The following is an 18310-nucleotide window of genomic DNA, read 5'->3' as shown; positions in this document are numbered from 1 at the left end:
ATGACCCGTGTGAGTGACGGAGGGCTGACGAGTGGGTGTCTACGTGTCGATCAGAGGCTGGCTGGAGTGCGACCAGAAGCAGCTCGCCGCCATCCGGGAGATCATCTCCGCGCACGACGACGACCACTACTCCCACGGCTGGGGCCTGCCCCGGCGGCACTTCAACTGGACCTGCTACGCCTTCTACGGCGGCGACGTCCGGGAGCTCGCGGTGAGCTGGCTGCTCGACCAGCTCACCGAGATCGCCCGGGTCCCCGCCTCCGACGAGGACGGCGACCGGGTCCGGGGCCTGTTCCTCGCGAGCCACGAGATCGACGGCACCAGCGAATGGCAGATCCGCGAAGGCCGAGTCCTGATCTCACCCGCCGACGACCGGCACCGGTACCTCGACGTCTAGCCGTCCCTACAGGCCCGTCGCGGGCCAGGTGACCGCACCCCACCCGTCGAGGCGCACGTCGGCCCGCCGAGCAGTGCCCTCGGCCTGGTAGACCGCGCGCTCGGCGGCCATCCAGGCGTGCCAGTGGCCGCGCGCGTCGTCGCCGTCGCGCTCGATGCCGCGATCGAGGCGCTCCGCGTCCTCCGCCTCGACCCACACCAGGAGCGTCGTGAGGTCGGCGAACCGCCGCGCTCCCGCGCCGCAGCCCTCGACGACGAGGTACGGCGCGCGCGGAACGTCGTGCCACTCCGCGAACGCGCCGACGTCCCAGTCGTACCGCTGGTACCGACCGTCCCGACCGACGGCCAGCGGATCGAGCACCTGAGCGCCGAGCCGCTCAACGCCACCGGCCATCCCGCTCCACCCCTCGTACAGGTCGTCCATGTGCACGACCTGAGCGGGCAGCGCCTCCGCGAGCTGAGCGGCGAGCGTCGTCTTGCCGGAACCGGCGGGCCCATCGACCACGACGAGCCGCCCCTCCCCGCCGGAAGGACCGAGCCGGGGAGAACCGTCGCGCGCCCACCGCACGAGCCCGGCCAGCACAGCAGACCCAACACTCAACGAAGAACCCCAACCAAGACCAGCCGGACGAAACCACCGGAGTATCACCGATCCGAAGCGCCGCCGGACCGCCGGGCACCGCGGCGTCAGAGGTCCGGCAGCGGATCCTGCGGAAGGTCTTGCGGCGACGCGATTTCCGCGTCTGCGGCGTTGACCACGGCGACGTACTCGTCGTCGATCTCGTAGTCGATGCCGTCCAAGGTGAAGTACGGCGTGGTCTGCGTGCTCACCGGGCCGAGAACGGTGTTGCGCGGAAGCCGCGCGACGACCGACTTCGGCATCTTCGTGGACCAGAAACCGGTCGACAGCACGGTGGTGGCCTCGCGGCTCACGACGACCAGAACGCTCGACTGAACGCTCATCGGAATGGTGGCGGGAAAGACGTACCGGATCTCGTCGCCCTCGTCCAAGAAGGCGCGGATTCGCTCGCGAACGGCCCCGGAAACAGGCATACCGGAAGATTACCAACGCCGGCCCGCCGGAAGAGCATCTTCGCGAGTCGGTCGCGACGGCGCAAAAAGCGTTGTGGCCCGCGCTCGCAGCGGTGCTAGCCTGCTCGGCATGTCTGGCGCTTCTGCCGCGGCCGCTGCCGCTGTCACGAGGACGCTCCGCTAGCGGCGGTGCTCTCCTAACGCTCCGCCGCTCCACGTCTTGGACCGGAGCGGCCTCTTCGTGCTGCTCAGATTCCTCTCGGGTATCGGAGCACCCTCTTGACCTCAGACATTTCCAATCCACGCCGGGCTGACATCCGGGCGTGGTCCGTTCTCGGCTGCCTCGCCACGCTGCAGTTCCTCATCGCCATCGACGTGACCGTGGTGAACGTGGCGCTGCCGTCGATCGGGGCGAGCTTGGGCGTCGGCGCCCGCGAGCTGACCTGGGTCGTCGTCGCGTACACGATCACCGGCGGCGGACTGCTGATGCTCGGCGGCCGCCTCGGCGACGTGCTCGGCCGCCGACGCGTCCTGATCGCGGGGACCGCGCTCTTCGGGGCCGCCTCGCTGCTCGCCGGCCTCGCACCGTCGTTCCCGTTGCTGGTGGTGGCGCGGCTTCTGCAGGGCGTCGGCGAGGCGCTCGCGCTGCCGGCGTCGATGGCGACGATCGTCCTGATGTTCCCCGAAGGCCCTCGCCGCTCGCGCGCGCTGAGCGTGTGGGCGGCGGTGGCGAGCACGGGTCTCGTGGTGGGATTCGTGCTCTCGGGGATCATCACGGAACTCTACGGTTGGCGGTGGATCTTCCTCGTCAGCGTTCCGTTCGTCGCGCTGGTGATCATCGGTACCATCGCGCTCGTCCCCGCGGACAGTGCCGTTGCACGCGTTCCGCTCGACCTGCCGGGTTCGCTGCTGCTGACGCTCACGCCACTGCTGTTCGCGTTCGGCGTCATCGAGGCGGGCGAGGGTGGCACGGCCCCGTGGATCACGGCCGCCGCCCTGATCGCGTCGGCGGTGTCCGGGACGCTTTTCGTCGTGGTGGAAAAGCGATCGGCGGCGCCGCTGATCCCGCTGACGTTCTTCCGCAACAAGACGCGGGTCATGGCCAACCTCGCCACCGCGCTCCTCAGCGCGGCGCTGTCGACGTCGTTCATGCTGTTCACCCTCCACCTCCAGCAACGCGCCCTCCTCACCCCGCTCGAGGCGGGGCTGACGCTCGTCCCGCTGGCCATCTCGCTCGTCGCGGCTGCGACGTTCGTGCCTCGACTGCTGGAGCGTTGGGGCGCCAGGGCGTGCGCGGGAGCCGGGATCGCCTTGACCGCAGCGGGAATGGCGGCAATCGCGATCCCGTCGTCCGGCGGAGCGGGCGCGGCGGCGACCATCCCGGCGATGGTGCTGATCGCGGCGGGCATGGGCTTCGGCCTGGTCGGGCTGCAGTACGCGGCGGTCACGGGCGTGACCGAAGAAGATGCGGGAGTGGCATCGGGAGTCCAGCGAGCGGCGGACCAACTAGGCGGCTCAACGGGAATCGCCCTCTACATCGGCATCGCCTTCGCCCCAGCCCTGACAACGAGCATCGACCCCTTCGTCACGGCAAGCGCACTCGCCGTCGCAGGACTGGCGGCGGCCTGGCTGATCACCCGGCGAATCACGATGCCCGAACCGGAGAAAGAAGCAATCGGCTAAACCCTCCACGCCAACAGGCGTGAAAACCACCTGAAGAAAGCGTCAGGGCCGATGCGAACCCGCACCGGCCCTGACCGAACCCCCATCGGACGTTCACCACGTTCGGCCCCCAGTGAGAGGAACCCACCGCATCGTGGGCGGTTCGGGGTCTCGTCCCCAGTTTCATAACGCGAGAGAGTCCTGCCGACGCAGGCCGGACAAGACAGGCCCTGAAGGCGCGTTCTACCGGGTCGTCCAGGTGACCGGTAGTTCGTGGACTCCGTAGATGTTCATGTCGGTCTTGAGCTTCACCTCGTCGGTGGGGATGGCGAGCTCGAGGGTCGGGAAGCGGCGCAGCAGTCCGTCGAAACCGGCGCGCATCTCGATGCGGGCCAGTTGCTGGCCGAGGCATTGGTGGATGCCGTGGCCGAAGGACAGGTGACCGCGGGCCTTGCGGTGGATGTCCAGGGTGTCGGGGTTGTCGAAGCGCTGGGGATCGCGGTTGGCGGCCAGCAGCGAGACGACGACGGTCGATCCCTCGCGGATCGTTTCACCGCCGAGTTCGATGTCCTCCGCGGCGTAGCGGTAGAAGACGTCGGCGACGGACAGGTAGCGCATGAGCTCCTCGACGCCATCCGGGAGCAGATCCGGGTTGGCGCGCAGTTCGGCCAGCTGCTCGGGGTGCTCCAGGAGCGCGAAGGTGCCCAGCGCCAGCATGTTGGCGGTGGTCTCGTGGCCCGCGAGCAGCAGCAGGAAGGCTGCGCCGGTCAGCTCCTCGATGGTGAGGTCGTCGTGGCGGGCCAGGTCGGACAGGATGTCGTCGCCGGGTTCGGCGCGTTTGCTCGTGACCAGTTCGGCGAGGTACGCGTTCATGGCGCCGATCGCGGCCATCTTCTCCTCGAGCGTCTGGTCCTTGACCATGAACTGGGAGGAGTTGGCCTGGAAGGTCTCCCGGTCCGCGTAGGGGACGCCGAGCAGTTCGCAGATCACCAGCGAGGGCACCGGCAGCGCGAACTCCTTGACCAGGTCGACCGGCGGGGCGAGGCGCGCCAGCTCGTCCAGCTGCCGCTCGGTGATGGCGATGATCTGCTCTTCGAGCATCTTCATGCGCTTGACGGTGAAGGCGCCGGTGAGCTTGCGCCGCATCCGGGTGTGGTCCGGCGGGTCCATGGCGACGAACAGGCCCGGTATCTGCGGGGAAGGTTCGGTGGCGACGGGCATGCCGGGGGTCTCGTACGGCACGTGGATCACGCCGATGTCCTGGCGGGAGCTGAACCGGGTGTCGGCCAGGAGCTGGCGGACCGCCTCGTAGCCGGTGACGAGCCAGCCCTCGTGACCGTCGGGGAAGAGCATGGGGCTGACCGGGCGGGCGTCGCGCAGCCGGGAGATTTCGCGGGGCGGGTCGAAGGGGCCCGCATTCCGCTCCATGGGGAGGCCCTGCGGGATGGGAACCGCTTGAGTCATCGGTGTTCCTTTCGTGGCGGTCGTTGCAGCCACGATCACCGCCGGACCTGACATGCGCCTGACACGGCTCTGACACCGACCACGCCGGAAACGTCTCCTGCGTCGCGTCAACAGCCGGAGACCCGCCCGTCGCCCATGGCAAAATCAGCCAGGTGCAGATCGGGATGCTTGGATCATTCGAGGTTCGCACGGATGACGGCGTCCTAGCCGACGTGCCGGGCGTCCGGTTGCGCGGGCTGTTGATCGCGCTCGCGCTCGAACCGGGTCGCGTGGTCCCGAAGTCGACGCTCGTCGACTGGATCTGGGGCGAGAACCCGCCCGCCGACGCGACGAATGCCTTGCAGCGCTTGGTTTCCCGGCTGCGGAAGGCGCTGCCGGAAGGGTCGGTCGAGGGGCAGACGAGCGGCTACCGGTTGAGGGTGGAACCCGACGCCGTCGACGCCGTGCGGTTCGAACGCCTCGTCTCCCACGCCCGCGACGACGCGGATCCACGCGGGGTGCGGCGGCTGCGCGAGGCCCTCGCGCTGTGGCGCGGTTCGGCCATGCAGGACGTCGGTCTGGCCGATAGCGCGGCCTTCGACGCGGCGGTCACCCGGCTCGAAGGGCTGCGCCTGGCAGCCATGGAGGATCGGTTCGATGCGGAGATCAGCCTCGGCCACGGCGCGGAGCTGGTCACGGAACTGACCGACCTGGTGGCCGCGCATCCGGTGCGGGAACGGCTCGTCGCCGCGTTGATGCGCGCCCTCGTCGCGACCGGTCGCGACACCGAGGCGCTGCTCGTGTACGAACGCACGAGGGAAACCCTGGCCGACGAGCTGGGCGTCGACCCCTCACCGGAGCTCTCCGGATTGCACGTCGCGCTGCTGCGGGGCGAGTTGGGACGGCCGGAGGAGAACCGGAAGACCAATCTGCGTGCCGAGCTGACCAGCTACGTCGGCAAGGACGCCGATGTCGCCGCGGTCCGCGAACTCATCACCGAACACCGGCTCACCACCCTGATCGGGCCGGGCGGCTCGGGGAAGACCAGGCTGGCCGCGGAAACCGCGCGCACGCTGCTCGGCGACCTGCCGGACGGGGCCTGGCTGGTCGAACTCGCGGCCATCGGCGCCGACGGTGACGTGGCGCAAGCGACGCTCGCCGCGCTCAAACTGCGGGATGCGCTGCTCGGCGATGCACCGGACGCGGAGCCGACCGATCGGGTCATCGCCGCGCTCCGCGAGCGGGAGATGTTGCTGGTCCTGGACAACTGCGAGCACGTGATCGAGTCCGCCGCGGCATTCGCCCATCGAGTGCTCGGCGAGTGCCGACGGCTGCGGATCCTCGCGACGAGCAGGGAATCCCTCGGCATCACCGGTGAGGCGCTGTGGCAAGTCGCGCCGTTGGTCCTCCCCGCGGAAGACGCCGACCCCGGCGAGATCGAGTCCGCTCCGGCCATCCGGCTGCTGCAGGACCGAGCCGGCGCGGTGCGCAAGGACCTCGCGATCGACGCCCGCACGATGTCGACCATGGCGCGCATTTGCCAGGCGCTGGACGGGATGCCGCTGGCGATCGAGCTCGCCGCGGCCAGGTTGCGCACCATGTCCCTCGATCAGCTCGCCAATCGGCTCGACGACCGGTTCCGCCTGCTGACCGGCGGCAGCCGGACCGCGCTGCCCCGGCACCGGACGCTGCGCGCGGTGATCGACTGGAGCTGGGAGCTGCTCACCGACGCCGAACGATTGGTCCTGTGCAGGCTCTCGGTGTTCGCCGGTGGCGCGAGCCTGGAAGCGGCCGAACAGGTCTGCGCCGGCAATGCGGTCGAGCCTGGTGAGGTGCTCGACCTGCTGACCGCGCTGACCGAGAAGTCGCTGGTGGTGACCGAGGGCGACCGGGCGCCGCGCTACCGGATGCTCGGCACGATCAAGGAATATGCCGAGCAGCGCCTCGCGGAGGCGGGGGAATCGGATCTGACGCGCCGTGCGCATCTCGCGTACTTCACCGAATTCACCGGAATCGCGGAGCCGCACCTTCGCCGCGCCGAGCAATTGGAATGGCTCGCCGCGCTCGAGGCCGAGCACGACAACATCGGCGCCGCGATGCGCGGTGCGCTCGCCGCCGGCGAGGCGGACGGGGCGATGCGGCTCGCCGCTACCGCCGGCTGGTACTGGTGGCTCGGCGGGCACAAGGTCGAGGGCAACGAGCTGATCATGGCGGCGATCGCCATGCCCGGCGAGGTGGCCGACGAGGTCCGGGGCATCGTGTACGCGCTTGCCACGGGGTTCATGACCTCCGGGCGGGAGAGCGACCAGTTCCAGGCGGCGGACTGGATCCACGAGGTGTACGAGATCAGCCGACGCGTCCAGATCCATCACCCGGCGGTAGGGCTCGTCGCCGCGCTGGAACGCCTGGTGCAAACGCCGGACGCATACCTTCCCGCGTGGGAACCGCTGCTCACCGACGAGGATCCGTGGGCGCGCGCTCTCGCCCGGCTGCAGCTGGGCAAGATGCGGATCATGCTCGGCCACGGCGACCGGGATGCGGATGCTCATCTCGAGACGGCGCTCACCGAGTTCCGCGCGCTGGGCGAACGGTGGGGGATTTCGTTCGCCCTGACCGAGCTGGCGGATCGAATCGCGGTGCGCGGCGAGTTCGCCACTGCGTGCAGGTACTACGAGCAGGCGATCGCGGTCGTCGCCGAGGTCGGCGCCGCCGAGGACGTGGTGCCGATGCGGTCGCGGCAGGCCCAGTTGTACTGGCTGGCGGGGAACGAGGAGTCGAGCGCGGCTGCCATGGCAGAGGCACAGCGGTCCGCGGAACGGGTCGCCTGGCCGGGGGCGCTGACCGAGCTGGCCCTGTCGAAGGCGCAGTTCGCCCGCTGGAGCGGCGACGCCGAGCAGGCACACCGGCAACTCGGCGTCGCGACGGCGATGCTGGGTGACAACGCCGAGCGGGCGAGCATCCGCGTGATGAGGCACGACCTGCTCGGTTACCTCGCCGAGGATCTCGACGAGGCCCGCGAACACCGCGCCGCAGCCGTCCAGGCGGCGTCCGAGGCGGGGACCGCGCTCGGAATCGCGCAGGTGATCGTGGGGATCGCGGACCTGGCGCTGCGTCAGGAGGAGTACGAGCAAGCCGCGCGCCTGCTCGCGGCGAGCGCCGGCGTGCGCGGTCTGCCGGATCGTTCCCAACCGGATCTGGGCCGGATCGAGCAGGCCGCGCGAAGTCGCCTCGGTGACGCGAGGTTCACCGAGGCGACGCGGGAAGGTGCGCAGGCGAGCTGGCGCGAGTTGGTCGCGGTCACGCTCGCTTCTTGAACGTGGCGGACGCCCACAGGTACCCGACGAGAGCGATCCCGACGCACCAGGCGAGGGCGGCGATCACGTCGCCGGTGGCCGGTGCGCCGTCGAGCAGCCCGCGCAGGGTTTCGATGATCGGCGTGAAGGGCTGGTACTCCGCGAATTCCCGGAGTCCGGGCCCCATCTTCTCCGCCGGCACGATCGCGCTGCTGAAGAACGGGAGCATGACCAGCGGCACCGACGCCAGACCCGCCGTTTCCGGGGACTTCGCCGCCAATCCCAAGGCGACCGTCAGCCAGCCGGTCGCGAAACCGAGCAGCGCGACGACACCGACCACGCCGAGCCAGTCGAGGAGGCTCGCCGACGGGCTGAATCCCAGCAGGAAGGCGACTCCGATGATCGCCGCGATGGCGACCAGGTTGGTCAGCAGGCTGGCGACGACGTGACCGGTCAGCACCGCACCGCGGGGGACGTCCATGACCTTGAATCGGTTGATGATGCCCTTGGTCATGTCGGAGTTCACCGACGTCGCCACGGACCCCAGCCCGTAGCAGACGGCCAGCAGGAGCATGCCCGGCGTCGCGTAGTCGATGTAGTCGACGCCGACGCTGAAGGCGTCACCGAACATGTACACGAACATCAGCATGACCACGACCGGCATCAGGACCGCGTTGAACACCGAGGTCGGATTCCGGGCGATGTGCTTGAAGTTGCGGCGCAACATCACCATCGAGTGGGACTTCATTTCGCGACCACCTCCGTGGTGTGGCCCGTGAGGGCGAGGAAAACGTCATCGAGGTCCGGCGTGTGCACAGTGAAGGCTTCGGCGTTGAGCGAGTGCTCGTCGAGCCTGCCCAGCAGGGCCCGCAACGACTTCGTCCCGCCGTCGCTGGGAACCCGCAGGGTCAGTGCCTCGTCGTCCCGCGTGGAGTCGGCGATGATCCGCGCGGCCGCGTCGAGTTCGGCGGCGGTGGTGAACCGGAGCCGGACGTGCGTGCCGGGAATCTGGCGCTTGAGGTCGTCGGGAGTGCCCTGGGCGACGAGGCGGCCCTGGTCGAGCACCGCGATCCGGTCGGCGAGCTGGTCGGCTTCCTCGAGGTACTGGGTGGTGAGGAAGATGGTCACGCCATCGCCCACCAGCTCGCGGATGATCGACCACATCGTGCGGCGGCTGCGGGGATCCAGACCCGTCGTCGGCTCGTCCAGGAAGATGATCCGCGGGTTGCCGACGAGCGTCATCGCCAGGTCGAGCTTCCGGCGCATGCCCCCCGAATAGGTCGACGCGGGCTTCTGCGCCGACTCGACCAGATCGAAGCGTTCCAGCAGCTCTGCGACGATCCGCTTGCCGCCGCCTGCGTGGGCCCGGTTCAGGTCCACCATCAGCTGCAGGTTCTCCTGCCCCGTCAGCAGCTCGTCCACCGCCGCGAACTGGCCGGTGACCCCGATCGCCGCGCGCACCGCCCCGGCCTCGGTCGCGAGGTCGTGCCCGGCCACGCGGACCGTCCCACCGTCGGCCTTCACCAACGTGGTCAGCACGTTCACCGTCGTGGTCTTGCCGGCCCCGTTCGGTCCGAGCAGGGAGAAGACCGTGCCCGCACGGACGTTCAGATCGATGCCGTCGAGCACGACCTTGTCCTGGTAGGACTTCCGCAGCCCGGAAGCCGTGATCGCTGATTCCGTCATGCGATCACTGTCATCGGCCGACCTGACACCGACCTGCCGTCGACCTGACACGACTCCTGACACGGCGTGCGCGCCCGCCTTGTCCGCCGACAGCTCCACGCACGCCGGGCCGAGCAGGCGATCCGCCTGCTCGGCCCGGTGTCCGCGCATGTGGCCCGGAAGACCTGCGCCGTAGATGCGCAGCCATCGGGTTTTCGTCTTCGGTGTGGCGCTCAGGCGAAGAGCTCGCCGAGCAATTCGGGGTCGATGGCGATGGGGGCGGGGCGGTAGGCGGGCGGCTGCGTGCCCAGCAGCTCGCGCACCAGGAAGTCCCAGCCGCGCGTGCGGACGTATTGCAGGCAGTCGATGAACAGGTGCTCGGCCCCGGGCACGATGAGCAGCTCGAAGTCCTTGCCTGCGGCGATGAGCCGGTCGGCCAGCCGCAACGTGTGGACCGGGTGGACTTGGTCGTCCATCTCGCCGTGGATGAGCAACAGCTTGCCCGCCAACCGGTCGGCGATGTCCACATTGGACGCGCGAGCCCATGCACCGGGGTTGTCCGCGCCGTCGTATGCCTCCGCGTAGCCCAGGGTGAAGTAGCGGGGGTCGTGCGAGCCGGCGAGGGCGACGCCGGCCTTGTAGACCTCGGGGAAGTCCAGCATCGCCCGCACGGTGGCGAACCCGCCTCCGGAGTGGCCGAACGCGCCCACCCGGTCCAGGTCCATCCACGGCCGGGTTTCGGCCAGCTGCCGCAGAGCCGCGACGTGGTCGGCCAGGCAGCCCGCGTCGGCCAAGTGGCCGTAGGAGGCGTCGTGGAAGGCCTTGCTGCGCCCCGGGGTGCCCCGTCCGTCCACCGCGACCACCACGAAGCCCAGCGCCGCGATGGGTTCCGCGTCGGCGCCCATCCCACCGGGGTCGAAGCACGGGTCGACCCGGGTGAGGTGCGGGCCGGGGTACACGCTGTCCACCACCGGGTAACGCTGGGCGGGGTCGAACCCCCTCGGCCGGTACAGCACGCCGTAGATGTCCGTCACCCCGTCGGCCGCCTTGACGCGGAACCGTTCAGACGGCGTCCAGCCGATGGCGGTGAGCTTGCCGATGTCGGCGCGCTCCAGCTCGACCAGCACCCGGCCAGTCCAGTCTCGGACGCTGGACACCGGCGGAGTGTCGACAGTGGACGCCGAGTCGATGAAGTACGCCATGGTGTCCGGCGCCGTGACGATGTGGTCCAGCCCATCATCGGTGACCTTGGCGAAGCCGGTGCCGTCCAGGTTGGCCCGGCACACCGTGCGCCGGTACGGGTCCTCCGCGACCAGCCCGGAGGCGGTGAAGTACACCACCCGCTCGGCCTCGTCGACGTGCAGGATCTGCCGCACCGCCCACTGCCCGGAGGTGACCTGCCCGAGCAGAGCGCCGGTGTGCAGGTCGTACCGGTACAGGTGGCCCCAGCCGTCCCGCTGCGAGTACCACAGCACCTCGTCGGCCAGCACCCGCACGATCGGCTCCCCGGTCATCCACTGGTTGGGCTCCACGCGGGTAGTCCCGGTCTCGCTGAGCACGGTGGTGACCGCACCGGTGACCGGGTCCAGCCGGTGCAGGGTGAGCGTGTGCAGGTCGCGGGGCTGGCTGAGGTAGTACACCTCCGAGCCGTCGTCCGCCCACCAAGCCCACTTGATCACGATCGGAGACAGCTGCGCCATGAGCAGCGGCTCGGCCTGAGCGCGGACCACCGCGCCCTCGGCGACGTCCAGCACGACCAGTTCGGCTCGCGGCATGTTCTCGTCCCCGGCGTAGGCGTACCGCTGGGTGCGCAGCACCGGGGCGCCGCCGTCGGCGGGCCTGGCCTCCACCAGGTGGGTCTGCCGGACGCCGCGCTCATCGGTCCGATGCGCCAGCACGCGCGTTGAGTCGGGCGACCAGGCCACGGCCGGCGGCAGGTGCGGCAGGCCGAACTTGCGCAGCAGGGTGGGGTTGCGCGTGCAGTCCGGGCCGGAGCCGTACTGGTAGGCGGGCTCGCCGTCGGTGGTCAGCGCCCACTCGCGGCCATCGGAAAGGGAGCGCGCCCACAGGTCGTGCCCCCGCTGGGACACCGCGAACTTCTTGTCGGGTGACGGCACCTCCAGCGGGTTGCCCGGCGGCGTGCCCTCGGCCCGCTCGCAGGCGTAGCTGTCCAGGAGGCAACGCCAATGCTCGCCGAACGCGTCGAACTCCACGGCGTTCCCGACCGGCTCGATGGCCCGGAACGGCAACGCCTCGGGGTCGACCTGCTGCCCGGAGGCCGCGGCCAGCGCGGCGGCGAGCCGGGCGTGGTCGAAGGCCGGCTCGCGGGTGCCCGCCGCCGGGTCGACCAGCACGAACCGCTTGCCGACCCCATTGCTCACCCCGTACCAGAAACGGTCTCCCCCGTCGATCCACTGCGGCCTGATCTTGTCGCCGACGACGAGCTCGCCAGGGCGGGCCATTCGGCGCAGGAGTTGCTCCGCGGCCCGGTAGTCCTGGGTGGTGGTCATCTGTTCTGTCCTTTTCGGTGTCGATTTCGGGCATGGCGATGCCACGGCGGTGCCATCACGGCAGGGGAAGAAGGGCGTCAGGCGCGGCGGACGATGATGTCGCCGCCGTGGCTGCGGGCGCGCACCTTGACGGTGCGGTCGGACTGCTCGGAGGCCGTCAGGTCGTTGCGCACCCGGCCGGCCGAGGTGTGCGCGTCCAATCGGACAGCGGTGCTCTGGGGGACGCCGACCTCCACCACGCCGGTGGCGGTGTACAGGTCGACCGCGCCGCTGCCGAGCTCGCCGATGCGGATGTCGCCGCAGGCGGTCTTGGCGTCGACCTCGGCGTGCGCCACGTCGACGGTGATGGCGCCGTTGGACGAGCTGACCCGCAGGTCGCCGGCGATCTCGCCGACCCAGCTGTCGCCGCCGATGTTCTTGACCACCGCGCCGCCGCCGACCTGGCGGAGCCGGATCTCCCCGTTCCCGCTGACGTCGGCCTGGCCGGTCACGCGGTCCACGCTGATCTTGCCGGCGGTGGTCCGCAGCCGAGCGCCGGTGGCCTGCTCGACCTGGATGTCCCCGGTGGGGGTCTTCAGCTGGCACGAGCCGACCGCGCCCTCGACGAGGTACCCGCCGTTCGCGGTGTCACCCCGCACGTCCGACCCGGTCGGCAGCTCGACCAGCACCTCCACCGTGCCGTACTTGGTGGTCCACAGGTTGCGCAGCTTCGGCTGCTTGACCACCAGCTTCCCGTTGGCGAACTCGATGTCGGTCTGATCGGCGGCCTTGACGTCGAGCTCCCAGGCCGGGTCGACCGGCCGAACCTCGACGACGGTGTCGGAACGATCGCCGGCGACGAACCGGATGTTCCCGAAGGTGATGTCAACGGTCGCGGAGATCGAGCGAGGGGTGTCGAAGGTCTGCATGGCGGTGGCCTCCCGAGGAGTCGTGGCTGTCATGACAACCACGATCACCGGCAGACCTGACACCGAACGGTCACAGCCCTGACGCCACCCCTGACACGCCACCGTCACAGGCAAAACCCCAGCTCATCGACCAACCCGACCTAGACCCACCCAACGAGGATCGCCTTTTTCCTTCCGGACAAGGAAAACGAACCCACATCCGATCCGAAGGCGTTGTGCGACAAGGACCATCACCGCTTCGGCGCGACGGACGGTAGCCCCGACGCACGCCTGTTCACAGGGCCACGCGGAGGAGGGATCACCACCGCCGTGCTGCGGGATGCGACGCACTGGGACGGCACAGATCCGTTGATGTCGAGCAACCGACCGATGGCGGTTGCCTACTTCGCCCACCAACGGCGAGTGAGCAGCGCGGCGATCGTCGCGCCTGCGGTGTTCATGAGCACGTCGTCCACGGAGCTGACCCGACCGAGGTGGAGCGCGTACTGCAGCAATTCGATCGCCGCCGACACTCCTGCCGAAGCAGCAGCCACCCGGTGCAGCCGAGCCATAGCGGCGAACCGGACAGGCGCAAATGCGCCAAAAGCGGCGAGCACCAACAGGTTGCCTCCGACCTGAACGACCACGGTTGCCACGCGTGCGTCGAGCAGCGCAACCAGGTCCTGCAGCGGGACCAGCGACACACCCCGCGCACCGGATGTCGGTGTGAGCACCATCCACAGCCAGGGCAATGTTCCGGCGATGGCGCCCACCTCGGATGAAGATCGACGCAACGCCGTGCCTGGCGCTGTTCCGCCCCACGTCCGCCACCGCGCCAGGGCGAAGACGGCTAGCGCCAACACCGGCAACGCAAGCATCGACGCAAAGACCACGTGCCCCCAGCTTTGCCAAACGACCATCACACCAGTAAGACGGTGACGCCCGCTTCGGGTTGCCAGTAAAGCGATCTTGTTATGTGGCGCCGTCACCAGGTTCGTCGGCGAGTTGCCTACGGGCTTCGGCAATGGTGACGGTCGTGTTTCGGCTCGGGGCCGGGCCGAATGCGGCAGCAACGCGAACGGCGTAAGCCTCGGGGCTGACCGCCGCGCCAATGCGGCGCATCGGCGGCAGGGTCATGACGCGGCTCGCCATGCGGACCACGGGCGCGACGGCGCCGTCCACAACTCGCGAGCGGTTGAAGCCGCCGAGATCACGCATGTAGGGCGGCAGCGTGGCGGCGGCGGCCCTTGCGAGCAGCATGAACACCGGCTTGAGCAGCCTCAATTCGGATGAGGTGGGTTTGAGCAGCCAGTCGATGATCTCGCGAGCATCCTCCGAAACGCACATTCGCGGTCGCATGGAAGCGAAGTACTCCCGCACCTCGGTTCGCGACCCCGGGACCTCGGCGGGATCAAGGCCCTGCAATTCGGAGCTGATCTGGCACCCCCGCCAGAACTCCCGCTCCCGTTCGGGTGCCAGGTGCCCCGGCCCATAGCGTTCGTAGCAGTAAAGCACCGAGTGCCACGTCGTCATGTGCACCCACAGCTGATTTTCCGGTTCGTTGGCGGCATATCGAATGCCGCTGATCGGATCGTGCCCGGTGACTCGGTCATGCACCCGGCGCAGCCGATCAGCAGCCGTGATCACCGATCGGCCGTCGCCGAACACCACCGTGATGGAGTAACCAGCGGTCCGCCGCAGCCGCCCGAGCGGGTCGCGTTGATAAACGCTGGCTGTCGTGGCCATTCTGCGTCGTCACAGCTGAACTTCCTCCTCGTGCTGAAGAACCTTGCGAAGCGATCACGCCGTAAGACGAGCGTGAGGTCGACTCATCAGCTGAAACAGCGGGGACAACTTCACAGCACCTACGGAAGTCGCCCTCCGAGCCACTCAGAGCGCGAACCTGCAACAGCCACGACTGGTGACTGTTCTGACCGCTCGGGGCCTGCGGCCTGGATCAGGATCTCAGATCGCAGTGTTCTCCTGGTCATCTTCCAAGGCATCCTGCTGGTGCGGCCGTCGAAGCTTCTCCTGGAAGTTGCCCTCAGCAGTTTTGAGCAGAAGCGTTTCGGAATCGTTCGCAACGATGGGAAGTCCCGTGCCGTTCGTGTCGACAACCCATGCCACGACCGGTTCCGCAAAGGTGGAACCGTCGGCATTCTTCCCGGTGACGTGCCATCCGGGAGGCGACTGCACCACACCCAACGCCGCGGCTTCTTCTTCCAAAAACAGGAAGCCGGCTCGTGAAGGCGCCGGCACGAGCGTGCCCCTCTCCGGATCTACCACCAGCGCCACTCCGTCGTCCGAAAACCGCTGGACGTCACGGCGAATAACGCGTTCGCCGTCAACCTTGAAGCAGGCCACCCAACCGGTGGGAGGAAACGTGGACATGGCCGGAGTCTGCCGCGCCCGGTTACCCCCCTCGCTAGACGCTCCCCCACTGTTCCAGCCTCCTGGAGAAGCGAGGTGACGCAGCAGAGCACGAGATGTCAGACGAACTGCGAACCATGTCTTGGTCGCCCTGCGCGGTGCTCTAGGGTCCGCGGCCTTCGGGCTGGGGGTTCACCGTCGTGCCGACGATGGCGCCGATGCCGGCGAAGGCGAGCATCAGCAGGATGCTCTCGTCTTTGACCCGGTACGCGGACTCGGCGGCGATGATCACGGTGGAGACCGCAGTGGCGGAGCTGACCACGACCAGGAGTGTGCTCAGGCCGGCGAAGTGCGCGTCCGTCGCCTTCCACACCACCACGATCGTGGCACCTGCCAGGGCGGACAGGACGATGAGTCCGAGGCCGAGCAGGGTCCGGGGCGCCGGGAGGTCCGCGAACTCGTCGCGGATCGTGTAGGAGGTCTCGCCTGACTTGGACCTGCGGCGTTCGTACACGCGGAGGAATCCGATGACCCACAGCGTGCCGATGATCGCAGTTGCCAGGAGCAGTTTGGGCACGGGGCCCAGCGCTGTGAGCGTGGGGGCGTCGGGGTTCGTTCTGCGGCCCTGGTGGACTTGGATGACGGCTGCGGTCGTCTGGACCAGGGTGGCGGCGATGACGATCCACTTGATGACATCGGAGTCGGGGGACATCGGCGGATGATCTCGCAGTCGAGGCGCACGGCGCCCGGGATTGCGGGGTTCCCGACCGTGGGAGTCCGGCTACCGCCCGAACGGAGCAAGCGCGGGGAGGGTGGTGTGGTGTTCGGGTGACTGTCGGCCGCCGGTGTCGGCCGGGGGTTCGGGGCTGACCACTACCTACTGGATCAGCCATCACGCCTCAGTCAGGCAACCCTCTGACCAGAACTAATCCAACTAGGCGTTGCTTTCTGCACGCCTGCTACCGGAATGCCATGACGACGTTGAACCTGCACCGAGCGCTGCCGAGCCGCCCACGGCGATCTCAGCGCCCCTTGAGAGGCCGATTCCCGGCCGATTGTTCCGCAAAGCGGTCGAGAGCGATTCCCATGAACAAAGCACCTCAGAACCGATCTGAGGGGCTTTGTTCATGGCGAAGCCAGCCGCGGATGCGCGGCCGCAGGGCGATCACGGCATCCTGGCGAGAAGCTTCTCCAGGTCCTCGGCCAGCACGGCGCAGCGGAAGCCGGTGTCGTCGTCCCACATGGTCTCGGCCGCGTCGTTGAACGCGAATGAGCGAACTCATTTACAACGGCTCACCTCATTGCTCAACTCATTCGCTCGCCACGCCAGCGCACCGGGCGATGCCCTTCCTGCGTCGCTCGACTCATGCCCGCGTTCGGCTACTCAACGTGTTCCTTGGAGATCCTGGTGCCCAGCTCGAACGACCTCCTCAACGCCGCTCTGGCCATCGCCCGGCACGGCTGGCCGGTGTAAGCACGTCCCTGTCCGGTGGGCCGATCGGGGTGCGGCCAATGGCATGGACGTCTTCCGGCTCATCTGCGCCGACGCCGGGCACCCCGTGCCCCTGGACACCTTCACCGTCACCACTCCCAGCGGCGGAACGCACCTGTACTTCACCGCCCCCGCCGACCGTCACGACGAGAAGGATGTCCACTGTGAACAAGGCCAAGCGACCGCCGATCGGCGTTTCCCTCTCCGCCGACGTTGAGTACCTTCCCGACCGGCCTTCGCCGTATCGCGCACGTGTCCGGTGGACCGATCCTCAAACCGGCAAACGACCCTCGTTGTCCGAGTCCTGCCAGACAGAAGAACAGGCCGCAACGTGGATCGACCGCATGAAGCGCGCGGCGTCTGCCGGAATCGACCCGCTGACGGTCAACATGAACCTTGCTGAGTACGGCGACGCGAACATGACGCCGGCTCTCCGTGGCGTAGAAGCAAAAACGACCGATCCGTACTTGGCAGGATGGCGAAAGCGCGTTGTTCCGACGCTTGGTCACATTCCAGTTCGGATGATTACCAACGGGGCGGTTGATCGAGCCGTTCATGGCTGGATTGCAGACGAGCAAAGCCTTTCCACGATTAAGAACACCCTTGCCGTTCTCGTTCGCGTCATGGAACAGGCCGTGCGCGACGGCATCATCGACCTGAACCCGGCACGCGTCACGGGTTGGCAGCACGAATTCCGCCGGGCCGAAGACGAACTCGATGACCCTCGTTCCTTGGCGCTCCCGGGCTGGGCGTCGTTGCAGCGCCTGGCTGATGGTCTCGTCGCTCGGTCGTCCAATGAGTACGCGGGCTGGGGCGACGGGGTGATGTTCGCGGCGTGCACGGCGGCGCGCATCGGCGAGGTGTCAGGCTGCCGGGTGAAGGACATCGACACCGCGGAATGGAAGTGGACCATCCGGCGTCAGACCACCACCGCACCAGGCTGGTTGATCGACAAGGGCACCAAAGGCAAGCGTGCCCGAACCGTGCCGATCATCGAAGAGGTTCACGAGCTTGTCAGCAGGCGTATCGCCAAGACGGACGGGAGCCCCGACGCGCGCCTTTTCACCGGACCACGGGGCGGCCGAATCACCACCGCGGTTCTGCGCGACGCAACGCACTGGGATGAGGTGGTGAGCAAGCTCGGATACGAGCACCTGCGGCGGCACGACCTACGCCACACGGGGCTGACATGGCTAGCCGATGCTGGTGTGAAGGTCCACGACCTGCGCAAGATCGCCGGTCACGCGTCGCTCACCACGACCCAGCGGTACCTGCACACCAGTCACCAGTCCGTCACTGATGCCGGCACTTTGCTGTCGAAACATCTCCGCCGGTCCACAGATGGTCCACAGCTCCGAGCCGTGTGAGTCGCTGGCGAGGCCGCCCGCAGAACGGACAGAAGGCCGGTTACCTGGTATTTCTCCGTGGTAACCGGCCCTCTGAATTGGGTGGAGCTGACGGGATTCGAACCCGTGACCCCTTGACTGCCAGTCAAGTGCGCTACCAGCTGCGCCACAGCCCCTTGTTCTGTTTTCCCGAGGTGTTCGGTTCGTTTCCGCC

Annotated in this window: 16 protein-coding genes and 1 tRNA gene; 5 read left to right on the top strand and 12 right to left on the bottom strand. The window is 68.4% G+C overall.

All coding sequences use genetic code 11. From position 1 onward, the window contains the following. The first annotated feature begins 43 nt into the window (after positions 1-43). Positions 44-397, top strand: a complete 354-nt coding sequence (locus AB0H93_RS30735; RefSeq protein ID WP_358577103.1) for a hypothetical protein — start codon at positions 44-46, stop codon at positions 395-397. Between the two features lie 6 nt (positions 398-403). Here the strand turns inward: AB0H93_RS30735 and AB0H93_RS30730 are convergent, their stop codons facing one another. Together AB0H93_RS30730 and AB0H93_RS30725 are read right to left on the bottom strand one after the other, a co-directional pair. Next, a complete protein-coding gene (locus AB0H93_RS30730; RefSeq protein ID WP_358577101.1) occupies positions 404-997 on the bottom strand; it encodes an AAA family ATPase in 594 nt (197 codons plus the stop codon). Positions 998-1083: 86 nt separating this feature from the next. Then, a complete protein-coding gene (locus tag AB0H93_RS30725; RefSeq protein ID WP_358577099.1) occupies positions 1084-1449 on the bottom strand; it encodes a hypothetical protein in 366 nt (121 codons plus the stop codon). Between the two features lie 258 nt (positions 1450-1707). On the opposite strand from AB0H93_RS30725, the gene AB0H93_RS30720 reads away from it, so the two are divergent. Next, complete coding sequence (locus AB0H93_RS30720) at positions 1708-3111, top strand: MFS transporter (RefSeq protein WP_358577097.1); 1404 nt, start codon at positions 1708-1710, stop codon at positions 3109-3111. A gap of 222 nt (positions 3112-3333) precedes the next feature. Here the strand turns inward: AB0H93_RS30720 and AB0H93_RS30715 are convergent, their stop codons facing one another. Then, positions 3334-4554 (bottom strand): cytochrome P450, encoded by a 1221-nt coding sequence (locus AB0H93_RS30715; RefSeq protein ID WP_358577095.1) that lies wholly within the window; start codon positions 4552-4554, stop codon positions 3334-3336. Positions 4555-4706: 152 nt separating this feature from the next. On the opposite strand from AB0H93_RS30715, the gene AB0H93_RS30710 reads away from it, so the two are divergent. Then, positions 4707-7847, top strand: coding sequence for a BTAD domain-containing putative transcriptional regulator (locus AB0H93_RS30710; protein WP_358577093.1), 3141 nt, complete (start codon positions 4707-4709; stop codon positions 7845-7847). Here AB0H93_RS30710 and AB0H93_RS30705 read toward each other — a convergent pair. From AB0H93_RS30705 to AB0H93_RS30670, 8 genes are all read right to left on the bottom strand, one after another. Next, entirely contained in the window at positions 7831-8574 is a 744-nt protein-coding gene (locus AB0H93_RS30705) for an ABC transporter permease (RefSeq protein WP_358577091.1), read from the bottom strand. The genes AB0H93_RS30710 and AB0H93_RS30705 overlap by 17 nt on opposite strands. Beyond that, positions 8571-9512 carry an ATP-binding cassette domain-containing protein gene (locus AB0H93_RS30700; RefSeq protein ID WP_358577089.1) on the bottom strand — a complete coding sequence of 314 codons (942 nt, stop codon included), beginning with the start codon at positions 9510-9512 and terminating at the stop codon, positions 8571-8573. Before AB0H93_RS30700 ends, AB0H93_RS30705 begins: the two co-directional genes overlap by 4 nt. A 212-nt stretch (positions 9513-9724) precedes the next feature. After that, positions 9725-12001: a DPP IV N-terminal domain-containing protein gene (locus tag AB0H93_RS30695; protein WP_358577087.1), complete on the bottom strand. Its 2277-nt coding sequence runs from the start codon at positions 11999-12001 to the stop codon at positions 9725-9727. Between the two features lie 77 nt (positions 12002-12078). Next, the gene (locus AB0H93_RS30690; RefSeq protein ID WP_358577085.1) at positions 12079-12942 is read right to left on the bottom strand and encodes a DUF4097 family beta strand repeat-containing protein; all 864 of its coding nucleotides are present in this window, start codon (positions 12940-12942) and stop codon (positions 12079-12081) included. Positions 12943-13289: 347 nt separating this feature from the next. Next, positions 13290-13661: a VanZ family protein gene (locus AB0H93_RS30685; RefSeq protein ID WP_358577083.1), complete on the bottom strand. Its 372-nt coding sequence runs from the start codon at positions 13659-13661 to the stop codon at positions 13290-13292. 199 nt (positions 13662-13860) lie between these two features. Continuing rightward, entirely contained in the window at positions 13861-14634 is a 774-nt protein-coding gene (locus tag AB0H93_RS30680) for an oxygenase MpaB family protein (protein WP_358577081.1), read from the bottom strand. Positions 14635-14853: 219 nt separating this feature from the next. Further along, on the bottom strand, positions 14854-15279 hold the full coding sequence (locus AB0H93_RS30675; RefSeq protein WP_358577079.1) for a hypothetical protein: 426 nt from the start codon (positions 15277-15279) through the stop codon (positions 14854-14856). Between the two features lie 142 nt (positions 15280-15421). Beyond that, positions 15422-15970 carry a hypothetical protein gene (locus AB0H93_RS30670; protein ID WP_358577077.1) on the bottom strand — a complete coding sequence of 183 codons (549 nt, stop codon included), beginning with the start codon at positions 15968-15970 and terminating at the stop codon, positions 15422-15424. Between the two features lie 415 nt (positions 15971-16385). On the opposite strand from AB0H93_RS30670, the gene AB0H93_RS30665 reads away from it, so the two are divergent. Beyond that, positions 16386-16967 (top strand): bifunctional DNA primase/polymerase, encoded by a 582-nt coding sequence (locus AB0H93_RS30665; RefSeq protein WP_358577075.1) that lies wholly within the window; start codon positions 16386-16388, stop codon positions 16965-16967. Continuing rightward, positions 16915-18117 carry a site-specific integrase gene (locus AB0H93_RS30660; RefSeq protein WP_358577072.1) on the top strand — a complete coding sequence of 401 codons (1203 nt, stop codon included), beginning with the start codon at positions 16915-16917 and terminating at the stop codon, positions 18115-18117. The genes AB0H93_RS30665 and AB0H93_RS30660 overlap by 53 nt, the downstream gene beginning before the upstream one ends. 82 nt (positions 18118-18199) lie before the next feature. Here the strand turns inward: AB0H93_RS30660 and AB0H93_RS30655 are convergent. Then, positions 18200-18272, bottom strand: a tRNA-Ala gene (locus tag AB0H93_RS30655). Between the last annotated feature and the right edge of the window lie 38 nt (positions 18273-18310).

This window comes from Saccharopolyspora sp. NPDC050642, assembly GCF_040654735.1.
Taxonomy (GTDB): Bacteria; Actinomycetota; Actinomycetes; order Mycobacteriales; family Pseudonocardiaceae; genus Saccharopolyspora; species Saccharopolyspora elongata.
The sequence above is the reverse complement of the archived record's forward strand: the minus strand, read 5'-3'. Positions and strand labels throughout refer to the sequence as shown.

What these genes read in the sequence shown, in the direction of transcription:
- AB0H93_RS30715 (WP_358577095.1), bottom strand. Translation starts at nt 4,554, where the DNA reads ATGACTCAAGCGGTTCCCATCCCGCAGGGCCTCCCCATGGAGCGGAAT.
- AB0H93_RS30700 (WP_358577089.1), bottom strand. Translation starts at nt 9,512, where the DNA reads ATGACGGAATCAGCGATCACGGCTTCCGGGCTGCGGAAGTCCTACCAG.
- AB0H93_RS30690 (WP_358577085.1), bottom strand. Translation starts at nt 12,942, where the DNA reads ATGACAGCCACGACTCCTCGGGAGGCCACCGCCATGCAGACCTTCGAC.
- AB0H93_RS30675 (WP_358577079.1), bottom strand. Translation starts at nt 15,279, where the DNA reads ATGTCCACGTTTCCTCCCACCGGTTGGGTGGCCTGCTTCAAGGTTGAC.
- AB0H93_RS30725 (WP_358577099.1), bottom strand. Translation starts at nt 1,449, where the DNA reads ATGCCTGTTTCCGGGGCCGTTCGCGAGCGAATCCGCGCCTTCTTGGAC.
- AB0H93_RS30670 (WP_358577077.1), bottom strand. Translation starts at nt 15,970, where the DNA reads ATGTCCCCCGACTCCGATGTCATCAAGTGGATCGTCATCGCCGCCACC.
- AB0H93_RS30665 (WP_358577075.1), top strand. Translation starts at nt 16,386, where the DNA reads ATGGCGAAGCCAGCCGCGGATGCGCGGCCGCAGGGCGATCACGGCATC.
- AB0H93_RS30705 (WP_358577091.1), bottom strand. Translation starts at nt 8,574, where the DNA reads ATGAAGTCCCACTCGATGGTGATGTTGCGCCGCAACTTCAAGCACATC.
- AB0H93_RS30680 (WP_358577081.1), bottom strand. Translation starts at nt 14,634, where the DNA reads ATGGCCACGACAGCCAGCGTTTATCAACGCGACCCGCTCGGGCGGCTG.
- AB0H93_RS30695 (WP_358577087.1), bottom strand. Translation starts at nt 12,001, where the DNA reads ATGACCACCACCCAGGACTACCGGGCCGCGGAGCAACTCCTGCGCCGA.